The organism is Paenibacillus marchantiophytorum (assembly GCF_014640555.1).
Lineage (GTDB): Bacteria > Bacillota > Bacilli > Paenibacillales > NBRC-103111 > Paenibacillus_E > Paenibacillus_E marchantiophytorum.
The window spans coordinates 21,766-42,986 of record NZ_BMHE01000025.1 but is presented as its reverse complement, the minus strand read 5'-3'; the positions used below and the strand labels follow the sequence as shown (position 1 = coordinate 42,986).

At 43.6% G+C, this 21,221-nt stretch carries 17 protein-coding genes and 1 pseudogene; 2 read left to right on the top strand and 16 right to left on the bottom strand.

Annotated elements, in window-relative coordinates:
* Nucleotides 1-140 precede the first annotated feature (140 nt).
* From IEY34_RS21430 to IEY34_RS21410, 5 genes are all read right to left on the bottom strand, one after another.
* Nucleotides 141-410: a hypothetical protein gene (locus tag IEY34_RS21430; RefSeq protein WP_189014958.1), complete on the bottom strand. Its 270-nt coding sequence runs from the start codon at nt 408-410 to the stop codon at nt 141-143.
* A 586-nt stretch (nt 411-996) separates the two neighbouring features.
* Nucleotides 997-1,635 (bottom strand): HAD family hydrolase, encoded by a 639-nt coding sequence (locus IEY34_RS21425; RefSeq protein ID WP_189014956.1) that lies wholly within the window; start codon nt 1,633-1,635, stop codon nt 997-999.
* Between the two features lie 24 nt (nt 1,636-1,659).
* A complete protein-coding gene (locus IEY34_RS21420; RefSeq protein WP_189014954.1) occupies nt 1,660-2,826 on the bottom strand; it encodes a M20 family metallopeptidase in 1,167 nt (388 codons plus the stop codon).
* Nucleotides 2,827-2,866: 40 nt separating this feature from the next.
* On the bottom strand, nt 2,867-4,612 hold the full coding sequence (locus IEY34_RS21415) for a dihydroxy-acid dehydratase (protein ID WP_189014952.1): 1,746 nt from the start codon (nt 4,610-4,612) through the stop codon (nt 2,867-2,869).
* On the bottom strand, nt 4,596-5,363 hold the full coding sequence (locus IEY34_RS21410) for an SDR family NAD(P)-dependent oxidoreductase (protein WP_189014950.1): 768 nt from the start codon (nt 5,361-5,363) through the stop codon (nt 4,596-4,598). Before IEY34_RS21410 ends, IEY34_RS21415 begins: the two co-directional genes overlap by 17 nt.
* A 275-nt stretch (nt 5,364-5,638) precedes the next feature.
* Here IEY34_RS21410 and IEY34_RS21405 point away from each other — a divergent pair, with 275 nt between their 5' ends.
* The gene (locus IEY34_RS21405; protein ID WP_189014948.1) at nt 5,639-6,406 is read left to right on the top strand and encodes an IclR family transcriptional regulator; all 768 of its coding nucleotides are present in this window, start codon (nt 5,639-5,641) and stop codon (nt 6,404-6,406) included.
* Here IEY34_RS21405 and IEY34_RS21400 read toward each other — a convergent pair.
* The 6 genes from IEY34_RS21400 to IEY34_RS21375 form a co-directional block, all read right to left on the bottom strand.
* On the bottom strand, nt 6,368-6,715 hold the full coding sequence (locus tag IEY34_RS21400) for a GNAT family N-acetyltransferase (RefSeq protein ID WP_189014946.1): 348 nt from the start codon (nt 6,713-6,715) through the stop codon (nt 6,368-6,370). The two genes, IEY34_RS21405 and IEY34_RS21400, sit on opposite strands and share 39 nt — an antisense overlap.
* A gap of 109 nt (nt 6,716-6,824) precedes the next feature.
* On the bottom strand, nt 6,825-7,310 hold the full coding sequence (locus IEY34_RS21395; RefSeq protein ID WP_189014944.1) for an imm68 putative immunity domain-containing protein: 486 nt from the start codon (nt 7,308-7,310) through the stop codon (nt 6,825-6,827).
* A 99-nt stretch (nt 7,311-7,409) separates the two neighbouring features.
* Nucleotides 7,410-7,640, bottom strand: a complete 231-nt coding sequence (locus IEY34_RS21390; RefSeq protein ID WP_189014942.1) for an Imm51 family immunity protein — start codon at nt 7,638-7,640, stop codon at nt 7,410-7,412.
* Between the two features lie 220 nt (nt 7,641-7,860).
* Nucleotides 7,861-8,598 (bottom strand): DUF5713 family protein, encoded by a 738-nt coding sequence (locus IEY34_RS38150; RefSeq protein WP_444544032.1) that lies wholly within the window; start codon nt 8,596-8,598, stop codon nt 7,861-7,863.
* Between the two features lie 1,396 nt (nt 8,599-9,994).
* Complete coding sequence (locus IEY34_RS21380) at nt 9,995-12,274, bottom strand: PQQ-dependent sugar dehydrogenase (protein ID WP_229757766.1); 2,280 nt, start codon at nt 12,272-12,274, stop codon at nt 9,995-9,997.
* Nucleotides 12,271-14,859: a metallophosphoesterase gene (locus IEY34_RS21375; protein WP_229757765.1), complete on the bottom strand. Its 2,589-nt coding sequence runs from the start codon at nt 14,857-14,859 to the stop codon at nt 12,271-12,273. The genes IEY34_RS21380 and IEY34_RS21375 overlap by 4 nt, the downstream gene beginning before the upstream one ends.
* A 227-nt stretch (nt 14,860-15,086) precedes the next feature.
* On the opposite strand from IEY34_RS21375, the gene IEY34_RS21370 reads away from it, so the two are divergent.
* Nucleotides 15,087-15,944, top strand: a complete 858-nt coding sequence (locus IEY34_RS21370; protein WP_189014941.1) for an AraC family transcriptional regulator — start codon at nt 15,087-15,089, stop codon at nt 15,942-15,944.
* Nucleotides 15,945-17,015: 1,071 nt separating this feature from the next.
* Here the strand turns inward: IEY34_RS21370 and IEY34_RS38145 are convergent.
* From IEY34_RS38145 to IEY34_RS21350, 5 genes and pseudogenes are all read right to left on the bottom strand, one after another.
* A pseudogene (locus tag IEY34_RS38145) lies at nt 17,016-17,166 on the bottom strand (transposase zinc-binding domain-containing protein); the annotation flags it as partial.
* Between the two features lie 223 nt (nt 17,167-17,389).
* The gene (locus IEY34_RS21365; protein WP_189014938.1) at nt 17,390-18,157 is read right to left on the bottom strand and encodes an AAA family ATPase; all 768 of its coding nucleotides are present in this window, start codon (nt 18,155-18,157) and stop codon (nt 17,390-17,392) included.
* A gap of 117 nt (nt 18,158-18,274) precedes the next feature.
* Entirely contained in the window at nt 18,275-19,162 is an 888-nt protein-coding gene (locus IEY34_RS21360) for a fructose bisphosphate aldolase (RefSeq protein WP_189014937.1), read from the bottom strand.
* A gap of 262 nt (nt 19,163-19,424) precedes the next feature.
* Nucleotides 19,425-20,180 carry a YheC/YheD family protein gene (locus tag IEY34_RS21355; protein ID WP_189014936.1) on the bottom strand — a complete coding sequence of 252 codons (756 nt, stop codon included), beginning with the start codon at nt 20,178-20,180 and terminating at the stop codon, nt 19,425-19,427.
* Nucleotides 20,181-20,217: 37 nt separating this feature from the next.
* Nucleotides 20,218-21,126, bottom strand: coding sequence for a CapA family protein (locus tag IEY34_RS21350; protein ID WP_189014935.1), 909 nt, complete (start codon nt 21,124-21,126; stop codon nt 20,218-20,220).
* Between the last annotated feature and the right edge of the window lie 95 nt (nt 21,127-21,221).

The following is a 21,221-nucleotide window of genomic DNA, read 5'->3' as shown; positions in this document are numbered from 1 at the left end:
ACGACGGAGGGGACTTTTGCCTTCCGTAAGCATAAGCCACACATGTAGGACTAAATTCTCCCCCAATGAGGAATCATCTTCCGCTTAAATACTCTCTAAATCTTAAGATTTAGATGATTTGCTAAAGCTTCGTCGATAACTTAAGATTCAGCTTGGTTTACTACGTTTTCAAACAATTCTCTATAATGTATTGATCCAAATTCTCTTTCAAGTCCATTTACACTACTCCAGAAGTTTTCCTCATTAAATCCTACAAAATTCTCCGTAATGGACAAGGCAAGATTGTGAAAAGCATGTGCTATTCGAAATACACGATTATAGTTACTTGCATTGAATTCGCCACTGTTTTTAATATCCAATAACGCTTGATAATTAAGAGCTAAATAAGCCTTCTTTTTACTTTCCTCCAAAACCCATCACTCATTTCTAAAAAGACTATGATGTATTTATTCCTAGTATTGTTCTTTAATCCCTCTCTGAATGTCGAGAGTTCATTAACACAAACACCCGGTAGTATTGAATGAATAAAGAAAAGCGGCTTCGCCGCTCTGATAGATCAGTCTCTTCTTAGCGGCAAAACCTTGTAAGGGAACTAGAGGACGCTAATTAGGCAAAAAGTAGGGATGCTAGGGTATTAACGGAACTACAGGGTTTTATTTCCACGAAAAACGCTGAATTTGCCTTGAAACAGCAAAATAGCGGACTGCAGTTCCCTCATCCCTGCGATATGGATACATTTGGCTAGAATAGCGGAATGTAGTTCCCTCCTCTGTTCGCACAGGGCGGCTGGAGTAACTCCGCGTTCACTCCAAAACATATAAACTCTTATATTTCAAAAAAGGAACTTGCAAAGCAAGCTCCTCAACTATTGTTACTAGAATGAGCAATCACTTTTTGTTGCGCAAACAACATCCATGGCGAAACTCCGATGGTCAAATGGCCCGAAACATGAATACGGTGTTATCTGACGTAATTGGACCTTCTCAATTGCTCCTTCTAAAGATCGGTTACTTTAATATCTTTAATTGAGTTAACAATAATGTCTGCCCTTGATAAATCTTGATTGCCTGAGTTTTTGTTTATAAATCCAATACATGTCATTCCTGCAGATTTTGCGGATTGAATTCCATTTCTTGAATCTTCAAGAACAACACAGTCAGACGGGTCGACTCCCAAAAGTCTAGCAGCTTCTAAATAGACATCCGGCTCTGGCTTGCCTTTTGCTACTTCTTCTCCACTAACTATGCAGTCAAAATAATCCCGTATTTTAAACTTTATTAAGACTTCGTTTATAAATTTGATCGGAGAAGAAGACGCTATTCCTAATACTAGATTGTGCTTTTTAAGTTCTAGAATTAATTCAAATATACCGATAATTGGACTGATTTCAGTTGTTCTTATCCATTCAATCTTTGATGAAAGTTGATATTCGATGATATCCGATACTGAATTTGAGAGATTGAATTTTTGTTTTAAAATCTTCCACATTTCTGGATTGGTCATTCCTACGAATTCTTCTAGTTCCTGAGGGGAAATAGTAACCCCAAAAAAATTCATTGTCTTAACATCAATGTCAAAGTGCATTGGTTCACTATCAATAATGACACCATCCATATCAAAAATAAAAGCTTTCAATGTTTCAACTCCCTGCAATTCGAATTATGTTGCGTCATTCAGCATAAATTCTTCGATCAGCTTCAGATACACTTTGACCGTTATTTCTAGCTCGTTAATTTCGACATACTCTACATCTCCATGTGCGGTATGTTGATCGGGTCCACAGCATAACACCGGAACTCCCAATGCATTTGCCAAAATACCCGCATCCGTAACAACCTTTTTCCCAACTAAGGGAAGATTGATTTTTCTCACTTGGCTAACAGCTCGCTGTAGCGCAGCGACTGCTGAGCTGTGTTTATCAATACGATAGCCGTCTCTTACTTTTAACATATCGAGATGGATTTGAACACCATGCTGCTCAGCAAGCTCATTCATTCTGTGCTTTAATGTTTGTTCCACATTCTCGAATTTATGATGCGGATCATATCTTCTAACACCAACCAAGACCGCCTGTTTTGGCAGCTGGTTATAGAATTGACCACTGTGAAGCGAACCGACAAAAAACGAAGCATAGCCAATATCCTCTATCCATTCTTTTTCCAGCTCTATATTCCATTGATCTAATAATCGCACGATTTCAGCGGCAATAGTGATCGGATGTGGCGTGTTTGGTGCCGCATATAGCTGATGGCATGTGTCTCCCTCTCGTTCAACTGTAATTTCGAAGGTTGCCGATCCAAGCTGAGCTATCGTACAATCTACAGATGCTCCCTCCATGACAACTGCCATGTCAGCTTTCAGAGGGATTTGTGAGGTCAAGGCGTACAAATCCTCGCCTCTCCCTCCCGGACTTTCGTGCAAGCTGTTGGCGACGATGATTAATTTGCCCGGCAGCACGGTGTTCGTCTCGTGTAAAATTCGCACGACCTCCAGAATACAGGCAAGCGAGCCTTTCATATCGCAAGTACCTCTGCCATAAATGCGCCCATCTTTTACTTCCGCTCTATCATGAGCAAGTGGAACTACATCCATATGCCCGTTGAAAAGGATTGATTTCCCTCCGCAGTCTTCCCCATAGACGGCGACAAGCGTAGGATTATTCGGAATAAATTCGTAGCGCTCTACCGTACAGCCCACTTCGCGAAGCATCTGCTCATATCGGGCCGCTACATCCAGTGTATTTCCAGTTGCGCTAGGAATATGGACCAGATCTAAGGTATCGGAAATTACACGATTTATATTCACATTTTCTAAGGAATACACCATGAATGGGGTCGCCTGCTTTCATTAAGATTGGAAAGCCCTATCAGCCCCGACCAACAATTGGGGGCACGAATACGGCTTCCTGCTTATTTGTAGGTCGCAGAATATCCAAATCGCAGCCTTCGTGGGCTTGGAGCGTATGGTCTGCAAACAACCGCGGGTAACCGCGGGTATGCTGCGGTTCAGGAGCTATCCATTCAGCTAGCCTAGCTGCAATTTCTTCTTCCTGAAGCATCAGATTTAAGGATGATGCCTCTATATCCAGCTCAATCCAGTCACCATTTCGGATAATCGCAAGGGGTCCGCCAATGGCAGATTCAGGCGAGACATGCAAAATTACTGCCCCATAACTTGTCCCGCTCATTCGGCCATCACTGATTCGAACCATATCGCGAATTCCAAGCTTAAGCAGCTTCGCAGGAATTGGAATTGAACCCCATTCCGGCATACCCATTGCTACAGGGCCGCAATGCTTTAGAACAAGCACGCTGCTAGCGTCAACATCTAAATCATCACTGTCAATTCGCGCTAGCATATCCAGATAATTTTCGAAAACGACAGCTTGACCGCGATGTTCAAATAGCTCTGGCGAAACGGCTGATTTTTTGATCACCGCTCCGTGAGGCGAAATATTTCCTTTGAGGATGGCAAATCCTGATTTATCTTTAAATGGCTCTGCAATAGAAGAAATCACTTCCGAGCTCGCTTCATTCTCCCACATTTCACGTCCATAAATCTGCTCAATTGTTTCCCCTGTACATCCCAAGCAATCTGTATTCAGCAGGGGCAGCAATTTCTGCACCACACGCTGCAATCCTCCAGCATTAAAAAAATCATCCATACTGTGCATGCCGCTCGGCTGTAAATTAACGATCAGTGGAATATCAGCCGTTAGCTCAGCATAGGTTTCGATCGGGATGCGAATGCCCAGTCTGCCTGCAATAGCTGTCAAGTGAATCGTTGCATTCGTTGAACCGCCGATAGCAGCTGCTAGCTTTATTGCATTGCTGAAAGCCTCCATTGTCATTAGCTTAGATGGCGTAAGCTGCTCTCGCACCATTTCTACGATTCGAATACCTGTAGATTCTGCGGCTACTTTGCGATGGGCATGGGTGGCTGGGATGCTCGATGTACCTGGAAGCATCATGCCAAGCATCTCCGACAGGCTCTTCATCGTTGAAGCGGTACCCATCACAGGACAGCCGCCTAAGCTGCATGAAATCGATTTCTCCAATTCATTCCAATCCTTCTCGGAGAACAGCCCTGCTTTATAATCATCGGAATATTTCCATAAGTCGGTTCCGTAATTGACCTTTTTCCCCTGGAAACTGCCTGAGGAACGATGGCCTGCCGCCAATTGAAGAGTAGGCAAATCACAACTTGCCGCTCCCATTAATTGAGCAGGAACTGTCTTGTCACATTCACATAGCAGCACCACTCCATCAATAGGCTGAGAGCGGATGCTTTCTTCTATATCCATGGACAACAAATTGCGATATAACAGATCGGATGGTTTCATGAAATCTGCGGGAGTGGAAATCGTATGCATCTCAATTGGATAACCTCCAGCAAGCAGTACTCCCCGCTTCACATACTCTACCAGCTCTTTATGAGGATAATTGCAGCTATTAAAATCATTCCACGCATTAAAAATTCCTATAATTGGCTTCCCAACAAAAGAATCAGGATTATGTCCCATTGCCCTCATGGCAGATCGATGTTGAAAAGTTAATTCCGCATTTTCATTATTGAACCATTCCCTACTGCGTAATTTATAATTCGCTTGCATTAGCCAGATGCCCCCCATCCACAACTACGGTGCTCCCATTGACAAACGCAGCTTCCTCAGAAGCCAGGAACAGAAAAGCATTAGCAATTTCTGCGATTGTTCCCATGCGTTTCATCGGGTTTTTAGCCGAAACCTCATCGAGGGCGCGGTTTTCCTTCTTCTTCAGTTCATCGTCCAACGGAGTACCAATATTTCCAGGTGCAACCGCATTAACGCGAATCCCATATGCTGCAAGCTCCACAGCCATCGATTCCGTCAATAGGACGACTCCCCCTTTTGACGTATTGTAATGCGCCAATTGACCGCTACCTTTTAACCCATTCTTAGAGGTCATGTTAACAATGCTCCCGCCACCGCCTTGTTCGACCATTTGTTTGGCCACAAGCTGGCTAATTAAGAACATCGAATTCAAATTTACATTCATTATTTGGTTCCATCGGTTGAGCGGGATGTCGAGGAAGGACTCCCGAACGGCCATACCGGCATTATTAATTAGGATATCCATGCCGTTCCAGCGGGAGATGGCTTGCTCTACTACCGCTGGAATAGCAGACAGATCATTCAAGTCAATGACAGCGTAATCAAAACTATCGGCATACTCCACAATTTCCGCTTTAAGCATGCTTAGTTCCGTTTCCTTGATATCCAGAACGAATACTTTAGCACCCTCACGTAAAAACCGTTCAACAATACCCTTTCCGATACCCCTCGCTCCACCAGTAATTAACGTGCGCTTGTTGCTTAACCTCAAGATAATCATCCCTTCCTGCAACTGAGCTTCTTCTTTTCTGGCATTGTTTAATAGATCCTCATGCTGAAATCACCGTGCAAACTCATTTCTCATCAAATAATTCAATATGTTGAATCATAATTATAAAAACTTTACCTGTATTATATGAATCTTTACCTTATCCGTCAACGGTCGTTATTCTTGACAGATAAACCATTAAAATTGTAAAGTAAATGTTATAGTTCAACATACTGAATTTTATTTAAACTAACCACTATTCCTTTAGGAGGTATCCCATGGCAAAAGGAACCAAAGAATACACCGTACCCGCTTTGGAAAAATCAATTCAGATTCTGAATAGTCTTGCTAACGAAGAGCTGTCAATTGGTGATCTGCACTCTAGGTTAAATCTTCCTAAAACCACTACATTCGTCATTCTGAATACGTTGGAACAATTTGATATCATATGCAAAACGCCTAGTGGTAAATATCGTCTTGCCCACGGTGTGCTGCGTTGGGGAAATAGCTACTTGAATTCCATGGATATGGTCCAGATCGCCCGGCCTCATTTGGAACGTTTGGTTCACGAAACACCCTATACTTCCCATTTGGCAGTATTGATTAATAACAAGCCGATCTATTGCGATAAAGTCGAGGGTAATGGTTTCGTTCGATTTGCCACATCCATCGGACAAAGCCAGCCTCTGTTTCAATCGAGCGTAGGCAAAGCCCTTGTCTCTGACATGTCTAATGAAGAAATTAAAATGATACTTCCTGAAGATAGGAGTCAGCTTTCTGATAAAAATGAACGAAGTCTGGATAAATTTTTGGAGGATGTTGAATTTGTTCGCGAGTACGGATTTTCAATTGAGGATGAAGAATTCGAAGAAGGGGTTCGCTGTATTGGTGCACCCATCCGCAATTTCACTGGGAAAGTGATCGCTTCGATGAGTATAACTGCACTAAGCAAGGATTTGCCTGCGGTCAAGTTCATGAAAATCGGTGAACAAGTAAAAGCTACCGCTTTACTGATCTCCCAAGACTTGGGTTATATTTTCAATTAGTCGCAGGTCCTCCGCATATTTCATTAATATTCTACCTACTCCTTTTCTTTTTGCTTCAATGTCAACAACAATCACTGAAATCTCACCGTATCTTGCTATGTCTTCTATATTCACTCGAATTCTAAATCCTAATGTACCCATTATTTGCTCTTCTTCATATACAAATAAAGAATCAAACGGACTTTGAGCTACAAAATCTATTCTGTCTTTCATTATATTCTCGGTGATTTCTCTATTTAGAAGTTGTGTCATTAAGCGGCTCAATGCTAAACAATCATTAGATACAGCCTCTCTAATTGTATATTTCAATTTAAGCTCTCCTTAGGTTCTGAAATGTTTAAATAAAGACCTATTGTTCGTGCCAGCCTTCGACATTCAACTATACTTCTGCGTTAGCTGAATGAACGAAGGCAACTTATTACAGCTCATCTGCGATCATTTTTGCCTTTTCCGCAAGCTCCCTCATATCATCGCTCGGAACAAGCTCGGCTAAATCGTAGGACATCGGATTACGGGAAAACTTGTTCAATTCATCCTTAAGCAGGTTTCTATCTTCTTCGGAGGCATTGATATAAAGTTTGCACGGCTGCCTAGCCTCATCCAAATCATGCAAATCGACATAGCCTGATTTAAGACTCTCCAATACAATGGCTGAAAGATCGATTAGAGCGCCGCAGGCAAAATCAAGTTCTACCCGAAACATGCCAGAAGTGCTTCTCCTATCAAATCCAATATTTCCGCCGTTTTTCAAGTCTCCCTCAGATAGCAGAATATCGAAACCCAAGTCCTTTAAAATCTGATTGAGCGTCACATTCGTTAATTCCAATTGTGCCAAATAGTCTATTAATGCCAGCGAATCATCGGAACCGCCAATTAAATCTCCCCACCATTTGCTTATGTACATGTTCATCTCCACTTTCTCAAGTAGGGTAACAAATAACCGGACTCATTTCATAAATTATGGTATGAAAATACGCTAACAGCTACTTGTTCCCATTTCCAATCAATCTAATTCAGCTCGTGAAAATAGGTCTTTTATTAATGCGTCATCTTCACATGCTTCCTTAAAGGCTATTGCAAAACTAACTATTGCTTCACTATTGTCTGAATAAGCAGTGAACATATCGGCTTCAGGGTCAAATCGTACGATATCAACTAAATGTGGCAGTTTTTCTTCACGAAACACGGCTGCTAATGAACCCCAACCATAGCCAAAAATATCTAATAGCTTCATTATAATTTTCTTGATTATTAAATGCTCTTGCCAAATGGCAAACTAGGTCATAGTCCCTGTCTGCTTCGGGTATTTCCATAATATTGTTAATAATTTTCTGATACTGGTTCTTGTTATGCCAAAGAGTGAGCTGTTTCATTTGATCCGTATCCATCTTGTTATTCTCTCCTCAGAGTTATTCAACACGCTCAATTTTTCTCCTCTATATTTCCCCAACAAACTACCAATCACGCTCACGAATGGCGACTTCTGTATCTATTTCGATACCAAAAAAGGCTAACATATCTTCAACAGTTTGTGCAATTGATTCTCTTGCAACTGTTTCAATTTCGCTGTCATTTTCGTCAAACTCTTCTGCAAGATCATTGATTGCTTGGATGGCGAAATCAAGCTTTGATTGAACTTCTTCGATATCTTGATTTCCTTGTTCCAAAAATCGAACAACTTTAACTAGTTCAGCTTTGACTTTATCCACAAGAAAATTAGGGAAATATCCATCATTATACATGTCCTTTAAATATTCAAATGACACAACATTTACTACAGCTTCAAAGGGAACTTCAGTTGCTTCGTTAACCGTAGTTTGTTCGTTCATAACTTTCAATGTGGCGACTTTATCTCGGCTCCAATCTAATAATGTCAAAGTATCTCGGTCTTCTGGATCTAGCTTATCTGTAATTTCAAATTCTCTTAATGCTTCCTCATATTGTTCAAGATAATAATAGGAGTAGCCTACGCGAAAATGCCAAAGAGGGTCGTCCTCACCTAGTTTTGCAATAGTCAAAAGCTGTTGAAGTGCTTCATCGTAACGTTCCAGATTATTCATAGCTCTTGCCAATAAACTAACCGTATCATAATCTCTGTCTGATGGGGGAATTCCCATAATTCTATCAACTATTTTTTCATGTTCATCTTCTTGATGCCAAATTATGAGTTGTGCGAAAGTGTCTTTTTCCATGACTCTGCCTCTTTTCGTTTGTAAGATAGTTACACTTCCTATTCTACAGAAGTATAAATATTCCTTTTCTTAACTCAGAATTGCTTCATCTTGCAATCTCGTCATAATTTCATTAACAGTTTCTTCTATCCAATCCTTCAACGGTCCAAACACCATATCCTTTTTTAACACGGTCCGATTCCCTTAGTGTGACAACAGACGAATTTGGACAAAGAACCACCACATAAAAAGGTCGGCTTTGGATATAGGATATAAACTCATTCAACATGGGTCCAACCACGACGTCTTGAACTACTACTGTAAAGTCTGCTTGAAAATAGGCATCAGCGGACTGTGCGGCAAGCAACTATGCTACCGTTGATTTCCCACTCTGGCCAATGTTGGATTTTCCCAATCAATTCATCTTTAGTCTTTACCTCGTAAGGATTTATGTTCGAGTTGGAATTAACCTCGTTTTGCTGTAACCCGAAAAAAGGGTTTAAGCTGCTCGCATGTGAAGGGTGCCACGATCTTAAGGTGGTGCCCTATCGGTGCAAGGCACGTTCCTCTAGCTTTGCAATTCCGCGGAGATAAGGGAACGTCAAGCCGCGATACTAGCAAAATGTGTCAGGATAGCGAATCTGAGGGAACTACAGTGCGCTATAATTCTTAAAACGGCTATATTCCACGCCAGAGGGAACTACGATCCGCTATGTGACCATTTCCCAGTTGGAATTAGCAGGTTCCGCTTAAATAGCGGATCTCAGTTCCCTTTCATGCTACGTTTACCCCAGATTCCGCCATATAGAGGATCATAGTTCCTTTCACACGACGCTCTCTGTTATTGCAAAGCCCAGAGGGAACTAGGATCCGCTATATTGTTGAAAACCGCTATGAAGACGCTGATCTCTAAGGGCAGCAAAGCCGCTTTTCTTAGTATATAAGCGTACCCCTTATATTTTGACAACCACCGCAGCTTTCTTAGCTACGGCGGTTTTTGGTCTCAAAGGCCATCTATCTAATGAACTGTATGATGCTTATAGAGCGGAAAATGGCTACTTTGGAGATTTAATGAACGGAGTTGACGCTACCCGGCACTTTATTGGCCGAATGTTGATCTTTTGCTTGAAATAGCGAATCTGGCATTCATTAGATTTTCAGAATGAGCGATTTTGGTCGAATAAAGGGTATTGAGTTCGTTAGGGGGCTTGAGGTTGCAACAAGGTTCATTTCCTGGGTGGCCTGGGTGAGCTAGCCGCAGGCTGTGGTTTTTCTCATCTGCTTGACTTGACGGCAGTCTCCGGTGAGGGAATCAGCACAGTGTATAGGGACTACTACCAATGGTTTCAGGCTAAATTCAAGCAGCGCATGCCGATTGACCATTGGCACGCGCTGACTGCATAGCTTTATTCACCTTTTAGAAGTTGGGCACCAGTCGAATCAGTTTATCCGGAGTGCCGTCACCGTTTTTATCGCCATTGTTGCTGGTAACGAAATAAAGCGAACCGTCCGGCGCTTCTACAATATCACGGATGCGGCCGTATTTATTTACATACAGATAATTGAGATTATTGCTGTCGATCGTCGGTTTGCCGTTCTGCTGTCCGATCACCATGCGAATGATCTGTTTGCCCTTTAAATTGGCGACAAGCAGATTCCCCGCCCACGGCCCTTTGGTTACAAATGTGATGCCAGAGGGCGCCCAGGTTGTGCCATTGGCATAAATAAGCGGAGGCGTAATGCCTGGGTGATTCTGATCATCGCCCTCATATTTGGGCCAACCGTAATTGTTGCCAGGTTCAATGAAGTTGATCTCATCATGGGAGGCTTCGCCATGCTCCGACTCAAATAGACGGTTCGTACCAGGCTGCCAGGCGAATCCTTGAGGATTACGGTGACCTCTGCTATAGATCGGAGATGAGGCACCAAACGGATTGTCGCTTGGAATCGTACCATCCAAATTTAAGCGGAACGTTTTTCCTCCAAGGAAAGTCAGTGTATCGTCTTTGTTTCCGTAATTGCCGTCACTGAAATACAGTTTCTTGTCAGGGCCAATTTTCAAACGGCCGCCGTTGTGGTAAACCGCACCTGGAAGATTAGTAATAAGAACCTTGTCAAGTGTAGCTGTGTTGTTATTTTCTATAAGGCGAACGACCCGATTAGCGACTTTATTGTCGGAGGTTTTGTAGGAATGGTAGATATACATGTAATGATTGGTAGCAAAATCGGGATCGAGCGCTAGCCCCAATAAGCCGCCTTCGCTCTTGGGCATGTAATAAAATGGCGAGCCCAGAGTAATGACTGGCGTTGATTTCAATTGCCCGTTCACAACGACACGAATTCTGCCGCTGTTGCGTTCCGTGAAGAAAATCCGCCCATCCGGTGCAAAAGCGATAGCCCATGGCGTTTCCAGATTGCTTGCGACAACTTCTGGCGTATAAGGATCGGAAGAGGCAGGGTTCGTTTTGACAGACAACGCTTTGCTTGCCACGGAAATATTTCCTGCTAAATCCCTTGCTTTTACAGTGAAATTATAGGTGGTATTTGCCGTAAGACCTGTCACATTGAAGGAAGCAGCAGGCGTGCTGCCGGCTAATATGCCACTTGTATATATGTCGTACTCATAAACGCTTACATTGTCTGTTGATGCCGTCCAGGTCAAATTAACTGACGAGGAGGTTTTGCTTGAGCTTGCAAGATCTGTTGGGGCAGTCGGGCTCTCTGTATCGGATTGATTGGTCGTTTTCACCGTTAGAGGCTTGCTGGCATTGGAAATATTCCCCGCCGCATCTTTGGCTTTCACAGTAATCGAATACGTGGTATCTGGCGTCAAGCCGGTAAAGGTATAGGAGGTGTTCGTTACATTCGCTTGCGTCAATACATTGTCTTTGTACAAGTCATAGCCCTTCACGCCAACATCGTCCAGCGATGCGGTCCAGGATATGTTAGCCGTTGTATTCGTTACACTGTTTGCCTGCAAGTTTGTTGGTTCGGTTGGGGGAAATACATCACCGGTAGCGTTTACTTTCACTTTGTCAAAAGTGGCCGTGCTTAACTTGGATGCATCATGGCTGGTGACAACCAATCCTACATAGAGCGAGGCACTCATGTTTAAAGTCAAGTTGCCCAAATCGCCCCAGTTCAAACCGTTGTTGGATACATATCCTTTGATGACGCTGCCTTTGCGTTCGAGCTTCACCCAGGCTGGGCTCGTCGAAGCAATTTTCACGCTTTGGGAAGCTCCGCCTGTTTCCGTCCGGTACTGAAAGGTGAATCCGTTGGTAGGAGTCATTAGTAAATCGACATGCTTGGAATCAGCCTTCAGTGTTTCCCTTATCATGATGCCTGCCTTGGCGAAATCGTTCGAGGTTGTTTGAGAAGAGACAAGAGCAATTATTGCTCCGTCTCCCGTCCAGGGCTGATACACATAATTGAACTGGTCCGATTTACCCCAAATGTCCGTGCCCGCGCCGCTTGCGGTAAATTGGTCAGCGCCCGGATCGTAAGAAGCGGTGCCCGTCATGGCTGGCGATCCAATATTTTGTTGCTTCCACGGATTCGGTACTGCTCCTGCCGCAGTTTCTGACTCAACCTCTGCCTGGGCAAAGCCTGATATAGGCAATAAAGTGAGTAGCAAACAAATGCTGAGACTTAAAGCCATAATTTTGCTTCGTGTAATCATCGCTAAACCCGTCATTGCAATCCGACCTCCACGGCTGGTGAATTATTTCTTATTCCTACTGCCTTAATAACAAAATTGTAGGATTTGGCAGGGTCTATCCCATTTAACGTATAGCTATAGCTCGTTTGTCCGCTTACAGCCGGTACATACATGCTCCAATTCGTGCTGACTTTATCGTTCTTCTCATATATCCGGTAGCCTCTTACTGGTTCAATACTATTTGCAGGTGCTTTCCACGTAAGGAGCGCACGGTTAGAGTTCTGCTTTACCGCACTTGGACTTTCGACTTTGCCCGGTTTGCCATCCGTTCGTTTAATACTGTAAGCATCATAGACGGCAAGGGGTTTGTCTTTAACTGCTGTATAGGAAGTAAACTTGAGCACATCGCTTGTAAGTGAAACATCCACGAACATTTTCTTGCCTGGTTGAGCGTTTTTAGCAGCAAAAAACGTGTCTGTGTTAGGATTCAAGTCGTAGAATTTGGAAGCTGCTGAATTGCCCATCAAATAAATGCTTCCCTTGGGATTCAGCACATTTCCCTGCTCATCGGTAATGACATTCTTAATCGGAACGTTGTTTAGCATTTGGTAAGATCTCATATACATGTGATCGTGCCCCTCAAATACCATATCCACACCCAGTTCATCAAACAAAGGGATCAAATATTTCCGATAAAATTTAACACGATCGATTTCTGCCGATGCATTATCCCCTGAAGAATAAGCCCCCTTATGCATAGAAACAAATTTCCACTTCTTGTCACTCTTCGCCACCTGATTCCGCATCCACTCCAATTGCTTCGTAAACTGAGCATCCACTTTAGGAGGACTTACCTCCCCTTCATATTGGGAATCGAATTGCATAAAGAGGGCATCGCCATATTCAAAAGAGTACACGGCCCCCTCGTGAGCACCCGTTCCGACATCTTTAGGTAGATTAAAATGGTTATAGAAGTTATTATTCGGATAATCTTCTACCTCGTGATTGCCGAGAACCGGCGCAAATGGCACATTGGCAAATTCTTGCTTCGGTACGCCTAAGAACCACTGCCACTGCTGTTCCAGATCACCGTCGTCTATTAAATCTCCTGTTAGAAGAACAAACTTGGGATCAACTGTTTTCTCAATGGCTCTCTTGAAGGTATCCTGCCACAATTCGAAATTCGATTTGTCTGAGCCTTGCGAATCTGTTACGTAGAAGAAATGGAAATCCTGATTATCCATCTTGTCTGTAGTAAATGACCCTTCGCTCCAACCGTCCGCATCACCGTTCCCCGCCCGGTAGTTATACTTGGTTCCAGGCTTGAGACCGCTCACGATAACCTTGTGGCTGGCGAACTTATTATACTTCTTGGTGCTTCTGTCTCCTGCTGTCATTAAGGTCTCTATCACTGTCGAGCTGCCTTCATAAGAAGTGGTCAGTTGTTCCGGAAACTCATTTCCACTAACCTTGGAGGCTTCGACCACTTGTACGATTGTACCTCTGACTGTTTCGGCCGTGTACCAGTCAAATGCCATACTTGTCTTAGGGTCTCCGTTAAAAGTCATGTTCAGCAACGTCGGTACTTTATTGCCTGTGTCCGGAGATTTCGTGAAGCTCCAGATAATATCACTCTCTGGATTCAGGCCATCCTGATCTCCTTTAACGAGCCCTCTGGGGATAGTCACCTTGTAGGTTTTAGCGGCAGTGAAGCTTGGGTGACTGATTTTCACCGTGTCTGGGGCGAGTAGTGAGGCCGAAATAGTGCCAAAAGGCACATTGTTTTCTGTGATTATAGCTTGATAAGCGCTATCGAGTTTAATTGCTTTGTTGAATCTCACCGAAATCTCCGCATTGGCAGCTACATCCGTAGCCCCTGAAGCAGGGATTTTGCTTAACTCCAATGTGGGAGAATTACCGGGATCACCACTTCGTTTTCCAGTAACGACGACATCTTTGATCCTGCTAGAGCCAGAGCTCGACACTTTTCCGCCGCTCACACTTGTTGTCGAGTTTACGAGCCAGCGGATATAGAGATTACCTTGATTGCTGGCCCCTACAGGTAAGGAGAGATTCGTTAATTTGCAGGAATTATTGGAACAATTATAATTATTTTGGGCAAGAACAAGCCCTCCGCCAGTGATATCGATCCATGTCTGCTGATCCGTACTGTATTGCGCTTTAAAATCCTTGGGGCCTGTACTCGAGGATGTTTGTTGTGAAGAGAGGTTGATGTTCTCGAAGCCTTTGGTTGAAAGCGTAGCAAGCCAGTATTTGGTGCCTACCCCGTCCTGCCAGCCCTGATTACGTATGCTGTTCTCACCGGGCTCATAGGTGTACGCATCCGTATTCGCACCTACACCACGAATCGTGGATGCCGCCTGATTTACCCCTCCTGTAGCCGGAAATATCCCGTTCACACCTTTATCTTTGAAAATCCATTGGGCAATCGTATCCTGAGCTGCAGTTGCCTTGCTTGCCAAATCTTTTTCGAGATCCCCATTGTTTGCTGCAACAACGCCAGCCATATCGATTACAAGAAGTAAAGATACAACAATGGAGCTAATAAACTTGGACAATTTGTTTTTTGAATAGGTTTGATGATTATGCATTTGGTCCATCACCCTTCTCTCCCTTTACTCAGCAATTTTACATTTAGACACATTGAACCTACGTTCCAAACATGTTGAGCATAGATCCCTCCTTTTCCCAGAACTTGGTAAGTACAGTTAAAGTTTATATCAGGAAGTCGGTCTAAACCGCACATATCTTCTTGTAAGTTTTCATTTTTATACATATATTGCTATAACCTGACGATTAAGACTACAATCCATATAGGAGGTGTTGTATGAAGCCAGTATTTTATGAGTCTGATCTTCTTGAGATAAGCCGTAAGAAACAGGTATACACGAGCATGCCTTCAAGGCATTATCATGATGCATATGAGATTTTATATTTAATATCTGGGGATTTTTATTATTTTATTGGCGACAGAACCTATCAGGTTGCGGGCGGAACGCTGCTGTTTATGGGTATCAACGAAATTCATAGACTAGTTAACTCCGGCAACAATACGTATGAACGAGTTACATTGCTATTCAAAAAAGAATTTCTACAAGATTACTGTACTAATGAACAGCGTGAGGATTTGCTCGAACTATTCGAAAGTGATTATCGCTCATTGAAGATGACCGGGAAGGAACAATATTTCATCGAGGATCTTTTTCAGAAGATGATTTACGAGGGGAAGATGCGGGCTCGCGGTTATGAACAATACCAGCAACTATTATTGATGGAATTGCTCCTCTATCTTAATCGTAAAATATTTAACAATCAGGACACTTCATTAGCTGAATCCAATCGAACTCCCAAAAATGTGCTTAACATCGTTAATTATATAAACGAGAATTATATGGAATCCCTTAACCTTCGCGAAATTTCAGAGCAATTTGACATAAGCCCCTCCTACCTCTGCCGAACTTTTAAAGACGCAACCGGTTTCACTTTCATTGAATACATCAACAACATCCGAATAAAAAAAGCACGAGAACTACTCGTCGGCTCCTCGTATAATATTACTGAAATTGCGGGGATGGTCGGATATGATAATACGTCCCATTTTGGACGAACCTTTAAACTATTGATGGGCATTTCACCGCTCAGCTTTCGCAAACAAATTAAGGTGCAGCTTCCATGTGAGAAATGACAGGAATTGGTCAAAATCAATCTCATTCACCTTGCCGTTCTTCACCGCAGCCGTATTGGCCCACAACTTCTTATTGTGCTCAAGCGTTTCCTCGGCACCCTTGTTGGTCGCCAGCAGCAATGGTCGCCGATATATTTAGGAATAACCTCAGCCGAAACCTCACCGTCAAGGACATCGACCCGTACCTTCTCCTGAGGCGTCAAACCCAGATACTTGTATAGGACATTTCCCACCATATTCACATCGTCATAAATATAAAACTGTTTCGGTCGAACATTCGAAGCTCGTCGGCCAAGCTTTCGGCATGATTCGGAATGACCACTGTGGGGGCAATTTTGCTAAATGCCTCATACCCTCTCCATCACGCCAGGCTTCTGTCAGAATAATCAGATCCGGCTCCTGAGAGGTCAGCTTCTCCAGATTCAGTGGAAATATACCCAGATCTTCAATGAAATCATAGCATTCATTATGTCTTGTAAATGCCATTTAAAAGTTGCTACTTCTCCGAAAGGTCCTGTTGAACTTTACGGTTTTACTGCATGTATTTCCTTTGTAGCTTTTATGCCAAACGGACGCATAATCTGGTGGGTATCAAACATTATGTATGAACCACTGGTTTCATATGGCCCCCTGCATACATGAAATTAATATTAGTATATCAAGGTCTTCAGATTTAAAATGTAGACTAATCAACTAGAAATTTAATGTCATTAAGTAAAGCGGCTTTGCCGCCTTAAAAAATGAGCGTCTTCATAGCGGTTTTTCAGCAATCTAGGGGACCGTAGTTCCCTCCCTCTGTTCCTTTTGGGCTTTGCTATGACAAGAGCGTTGTGAAAAGGAACTATGATCCTTTATTTGGCGGGAAATGGGATAAACGTAGCATGAAAGGGAATTGAGATCCGCTATTTATGCGGAACCTGCTGATTCCAACCGGGAAATTGTGAGATAGCGGATCGTAGTTCCCTTTGAAGCGGAATATGGCGGTTTTCAGAATTATAGCGTACTGTAGTTCCCTCAAACTCGCTGTCCTGACACATTTTACTAGTATCGCGGCTTGACGTTCCCCAAACCAACAAAAAACATATCTCTCAGACCTTCGTCGATTGTCAAGATGACATGTCGATGATTGACTTGACATACGTCCTCAGACAAGAACCGGGCTCCACTCTTCCGTTTCTCCGCATGAACACGTCGTGCAGAAACGTCCCTTGCACCGATAGGGCCCACCTTAAGATCGTGGGCATGTAACAGGAAACTAAAAAGGGAGCCCGTTTAAATCCGCCCCTTCCTAGTATTCAAAAAAGCCACATCAGAATAATCCGATGTGACCCAAATAGAAAGATAGAATAGCTCCCTGAATTCTCGCCCCATTTTCATGCAACTGGTTCAAAAGGATTTCATTCAATATATTTGCCAATAGCGTAACTCACACAAATGAATTTCTTTCATTCGTCTTTTGATTGATTTTCAAATAAATGCTTGAGCATGTTGTCTTTGTTATTTAGAAACTGTCTCATAATTACGTAATGATCGGTTTCCTCCAAAGACCTGACTTCAATCCCGTCTGGACTTAAATTATAGATAACCGAATCCGGATATGCCATAAGGATTGGGGAGTGAGTTGAAATGATAAATTGTGAGTTTTGTTGAACTAACTCATGAATTCGAGCAAGCATCGCCATTTGACGGAGCGGGGACAAGGCAGCCTCTGGCTCATCCAAAATATATAATCCTTTGCCTCCAAATCGATTGACGAATGTTGAAAAGAACGACTCACCATGTGACTGCTCATGTAAGGACTTCCCACCGTAAGAATCTTTAATTGGACGACCAAAAGAAAATTGACTATCGAGATCATCAATATGTGTTGCAAGATTATAGTAACTTTCAGCTCTAAAAAAGAAACCATCTTTGGGTCGATGAGGACCTTTTATCAATTTAATAAATTCATACAAGTTAGAATGAGTAGATCGAGTCGAAAATGAAAAGTTTATAGTTCCACCCTCAGCGTTAAACCCCCACGCTACTGCGATTGACTCCATTAGTGTTGATTTTCCCATTCCATTTTCACCAACTATATATGTTACCTTGGGGTGGAAATCAAGTTTATCGAGACTTTTAATTACTCCTAGATTAAAAGGATAGTGATTATAGGAGGAAACGCTCTGTCTCTTCAGCTGTATCTGCCTTAAAAATGATTCATGAGAATTCATATTCTGACACTCCATTTTTTAGTGTTACTTTAACGACGAAAAGCGCTGCCGCGGAAGAATGCACCGCTAGCACAAAAAAGCCCGCGCTCGCAATCACGGGCTCCGCTATCGTCTCCATTAGGAGATCGACGCTTCGTATATGGACCGAATGGAACGGCTCAGTATCTCGTTGAACTGCTCATCCGACTGTTGATCAGACAAACCTTCAGCCAAGGCGCGGGAGAAACTAGCGATCAAGCCGTGACTGCGGGCCAGCCGTTCGTTGGCTTCTTCCCGGTCATACCCGCCAGACAGTGCGACGACCCGAGCGACATGTGGTTCGTCCATCAGATCACGGTAGAAATCGTCCTCGGTTGGGATCGAGAGCTTCAGCATAACGCTCACATCGGGCGCAAGAGTAGACAATTGCTTGAAGATTTCGTCCTTCAAGATCCGTTCCGCTTCCCCTTTGTCGAGGCTGTTAATATCGACTTCTGGCTCGATGATGGGGACAAGTCCTGCGGACCAAATTTGCTTGCCGAGCTCGAACTGCTGCTCCACTACCTTGCGAATCCCTTGCGGATTCGCCTCGTGAATGACCGAACGCATCTTAGTTCCGAAGACGTTGCGCTCGACCGCCCGCCGGAGCAAGTCGTCCAGATCCGGAATCGGGTTTAGCAACTGCACGCCGCCGTCTAATTCTGCCAGCCCCTTGTCAACCTTCAAAAAAGGCACGATACCTTTCTTCTCCCACAAGTAGTCGCTCGTAAACAACCCATCGATCTTCCGATCCATAGTGTTCTCGAACAGGATGGACCCAAGGATGTATGCCGCGTCAAACGCAGGGCTCTTGATGATGCGCGTTCTCATTTCATGCACCTGCGCAAACATCTCCTCGTCGCCCGAATAGCGGCTCGGCTCGATGCCGTACTGCTGGAGCGCCTTCGGTGTACTCCCTCCGCTTTGGTCCAGCGCTGCGATGAATCCTTGACCAGTGCGAATCCGTTCCATCTGCTTCTTGTTCATATACGTAGTTCCTCCCTAAAATGCTTTTTTCATTCATTGTACACCAAATCGGTCAACATTGGAAAAAGTGTCGAGCTGTGTTCCTGTCCGTTAGCACAGGAGTTTGAAAATGGTTGAAGTCTGATGTTGTTAACTATGTATTTTTACAAGCTGTAAAGATAACGTTTCGTTCAAATTCACTGGGCCCTTCCTTCTTCTATTTAAACCACCATAAGGTCGTTTAAATAGAAGAACAATATGCAGGTTTGCTTCATCCGCTTAATTATCTGAATCTTTCGTAACGTTGGATTTTGCGAAACATCCGCTTGTCGGAAAGGGCATTAAAAATGTATTTATCTGGCCGCGTATTGACCTCTATGATCCAAGGCTTCATCTCTTTATCAATGCCTATATCCACCCCATACGACCTGAAATTCGGAAAAATGCCACTCATATGTTTGCTGATCCTAAGGCCTAGCGTCTTAAGCGACTCCACATAGGAAAGCTGCTCCTTTTTAGACATAAAAGGGGAAAGCAGCTTTTCCACTGGCATCGGCCTACCCCCGCTATGATAGTTGGTCACGACCTTATTAGGCAGGGCTACTCGTCCCACGATTCCGGTTACCTCCCACTTACGCTGCCGGTTTCTTTGTACCATAATACGCAGATCAAACGGAAGTCCCTGATAGCGGAGCAAGGGTATGCCCTTCTGCACCAAGTAAGCTTTCTTCCTTTTTGCTTTCTGGAAAGCGACGTACGTTCCCTTAAAGGTTGCGAATGAACGGTTCCGCGTGCCGTTCTCCAACCGATATCGTGCATCCATGCGAGACAACTTAAAAATGCCATAGCCTCCGGTGCCATTACTCGGCTTTAGATAGACGACTCGATATTTTCCCAGCATCCTCTCCACATTTGCTTCGGTTGCAAGGTTGGTTGGTGGCAGATTAAGAGTTAGTTCCTCATTCGTTAATAACGCCTTGTATTTGCCTAACTTGTTATTCCAGTAAACCATGCCTTCACCCCAAGTATCAGTATTCATACGAAGCGTAACCATGCTTTCGTCGATATCCGTTCTATCAATCCGGCACAACCCGATAAACGCTTTTCTTACCTACATTTTGCAAAATGCGAGTTGGCACCCTTGAAATTTTCGTCACATCCGTTATCCCTTTTGCATTTTTCGTTACGGTTAATATCAAGATTGTTCCTCGCAGTCTATCGGGATGCCGGGGAAGTTCGGTAGATACGAAATTTCCTAGAGAAGACGCCGCTACCCGATTTCTAGTGAGTCCGTCGATGTCCTTCACCTTAGACATTCTTATCGGATGCAGCACATGGGGATGCGCTCCCAGCACGACATTCACCCCATTATTAAACAACACCTGAATGAGCTGGATTTGGTTACGGTCGGGGTAAGTTCGAAATTCTTTCCCGAAATGTAAGCAGGCGATGATAAAATCTGTTCTACGCTTCAAGCTGCGCACGTCCGCTATTATTTTTTTCTGATTTAGCCGGTTGACTAACCACGGCTCCGGGACTGGGATCCCGTTCGTTCCTTTCGTATAAGCCAATATTCCGATTTTTATTCCCTTTACATTAACAATCAGTTTCCGTTGGGCTTCCTGGGCGGAGCGATACGTGCCCGTATGTCGCAGACCTTGTCGATCGAGGACGTCTAATGTCCGCCTCAAACCGGATAGTTTCCCATCCATACAATGGTTATTGGCTGTTCCTAATACATTGAAGCCCAAGTTCCGGAGCGCAGCAGCGAATTTGTCCGGGGAGTTGAACAAAAGTTTTCCGGGCTCTTCGCGGAATTTTTTGCCGGAGAAGGTCGTCTCTAGATTACCTATCGTTAAATCGGATTTCCGCAGATAGGGTTTCACTTTTGAGAAAATAGGCGCGAATCCGCCTTCCCTTGCGGCCGAGGCAATCATCTGCTTTTTCATCAACAAATCCCCAACTGCTGCGATTGTGATTTTCATCCATCCAGCCACTCCTTTCATGATTACACTTTATGCGATAGAAAAGCGAAATGCCTGTAAGTTGGGCACCTACGGTACGGCTAGAAGAAAAAAGC

What these genes read in the sequence shown, in the direction of transcription:
- IEY34_RS21420 (WP_189014954.1), bottom strand. Translation starts at nt 2,826, where the DNA reads ATGGTGTATTCCTTAGAAAATGTGAATATAAATCGTGTAATTTCCGAT.
- IEY34_RS21415 (WP_189014952.1), bottom strand. Translation starts at nt 4,612, where the DNA reads ATGCAAGCGAATTATAAATTACGCAGTAGGGAATGGTTCAATAATGAA.
- IEY34_RS21405 (WP_189014948.1), top strand. Translation starts at nt 5,639, where the DNA reads ATGGCAAAAGGAACCAAAGAATACACCGTACCCGCTTTGGAAAAATCA.
- IEY34_RS21395 (WP_189014944.1), bottom strand. Translation starts at nt 7,310, where the DNA reads ATGTACATAAGCAAATGGTGGGGAGATTTAATTGGCGGTTCCGATGAT.
- IEY34_RS21390 (WP_189014942.1), bottom strand. Translation starts at nt 7,640, where the DNA reads ATGAAGCTATTAGATATTTTTGGCTATGGTTGGGGTTCATTAGCAGCC.
- IEY34_RS38150 (WP_444544032.1), bottom strand. Translation starts at nt 8,598, where the DNA reads ATGGAAAAAGACACTTTCGCACAACTCATAATTTGGCATCAAGAAGAT.
- IEY34_RS21380 (WP_229757766.1), bottom strand. Translation starts at nt 12,274, where the DNA reads ATGACGGGTTTAGCGATGATTACACGAAGCAAAATTATGGCTTTAAGT.
- IEY34_RS21375 (WP_229757765.1), bottom strand. Translation starts at nt 14,859, where the DNA reads ATGGACCAAATGCATAATCATCAAACCTATTCAAAAAACAAATTGTCC.
- IEY34_RS21370 (WP_189014941.1), top strand. Translation starts at nt 15,087, where the DNA reads ATGAAGCCAGTATTTTATGAGTCTGATCTTCTTGAGATAAGCCGTAAG.
- IEY34_RS21365 (WP_189014938.1), bottom strand. Translation starts at nt 18,157, where the DNA reads ATGAATTCTCATGAATCATTTTTAAGGCAGATACAGCTGAAGAGACAG.
- IEY34_RS21360 (WP_189014937.1), bottom strand. Translation starts at nt 19,162, where the DNA reads ATGAACAAGAAGCAGATGGAACGGATTCGCACTGGTCAAGGATTCATC.
- IEY34_RS21355 (WP_189014936.1), bottom strand. Translation starts at nt 20,180, where the DNA reads ATGAATACTGATACTTGGGGTGAAGGCATGGTTTACTGGAATAACAAG.
- IEY34_RS21350 (WP_189014935.1), bottom strand. Translation starts at nt 21,126, where the DNA reads ATGAAAATCACAATCGCAGCAGTTGGGGATTTGTTGATGAAAAAGCAG.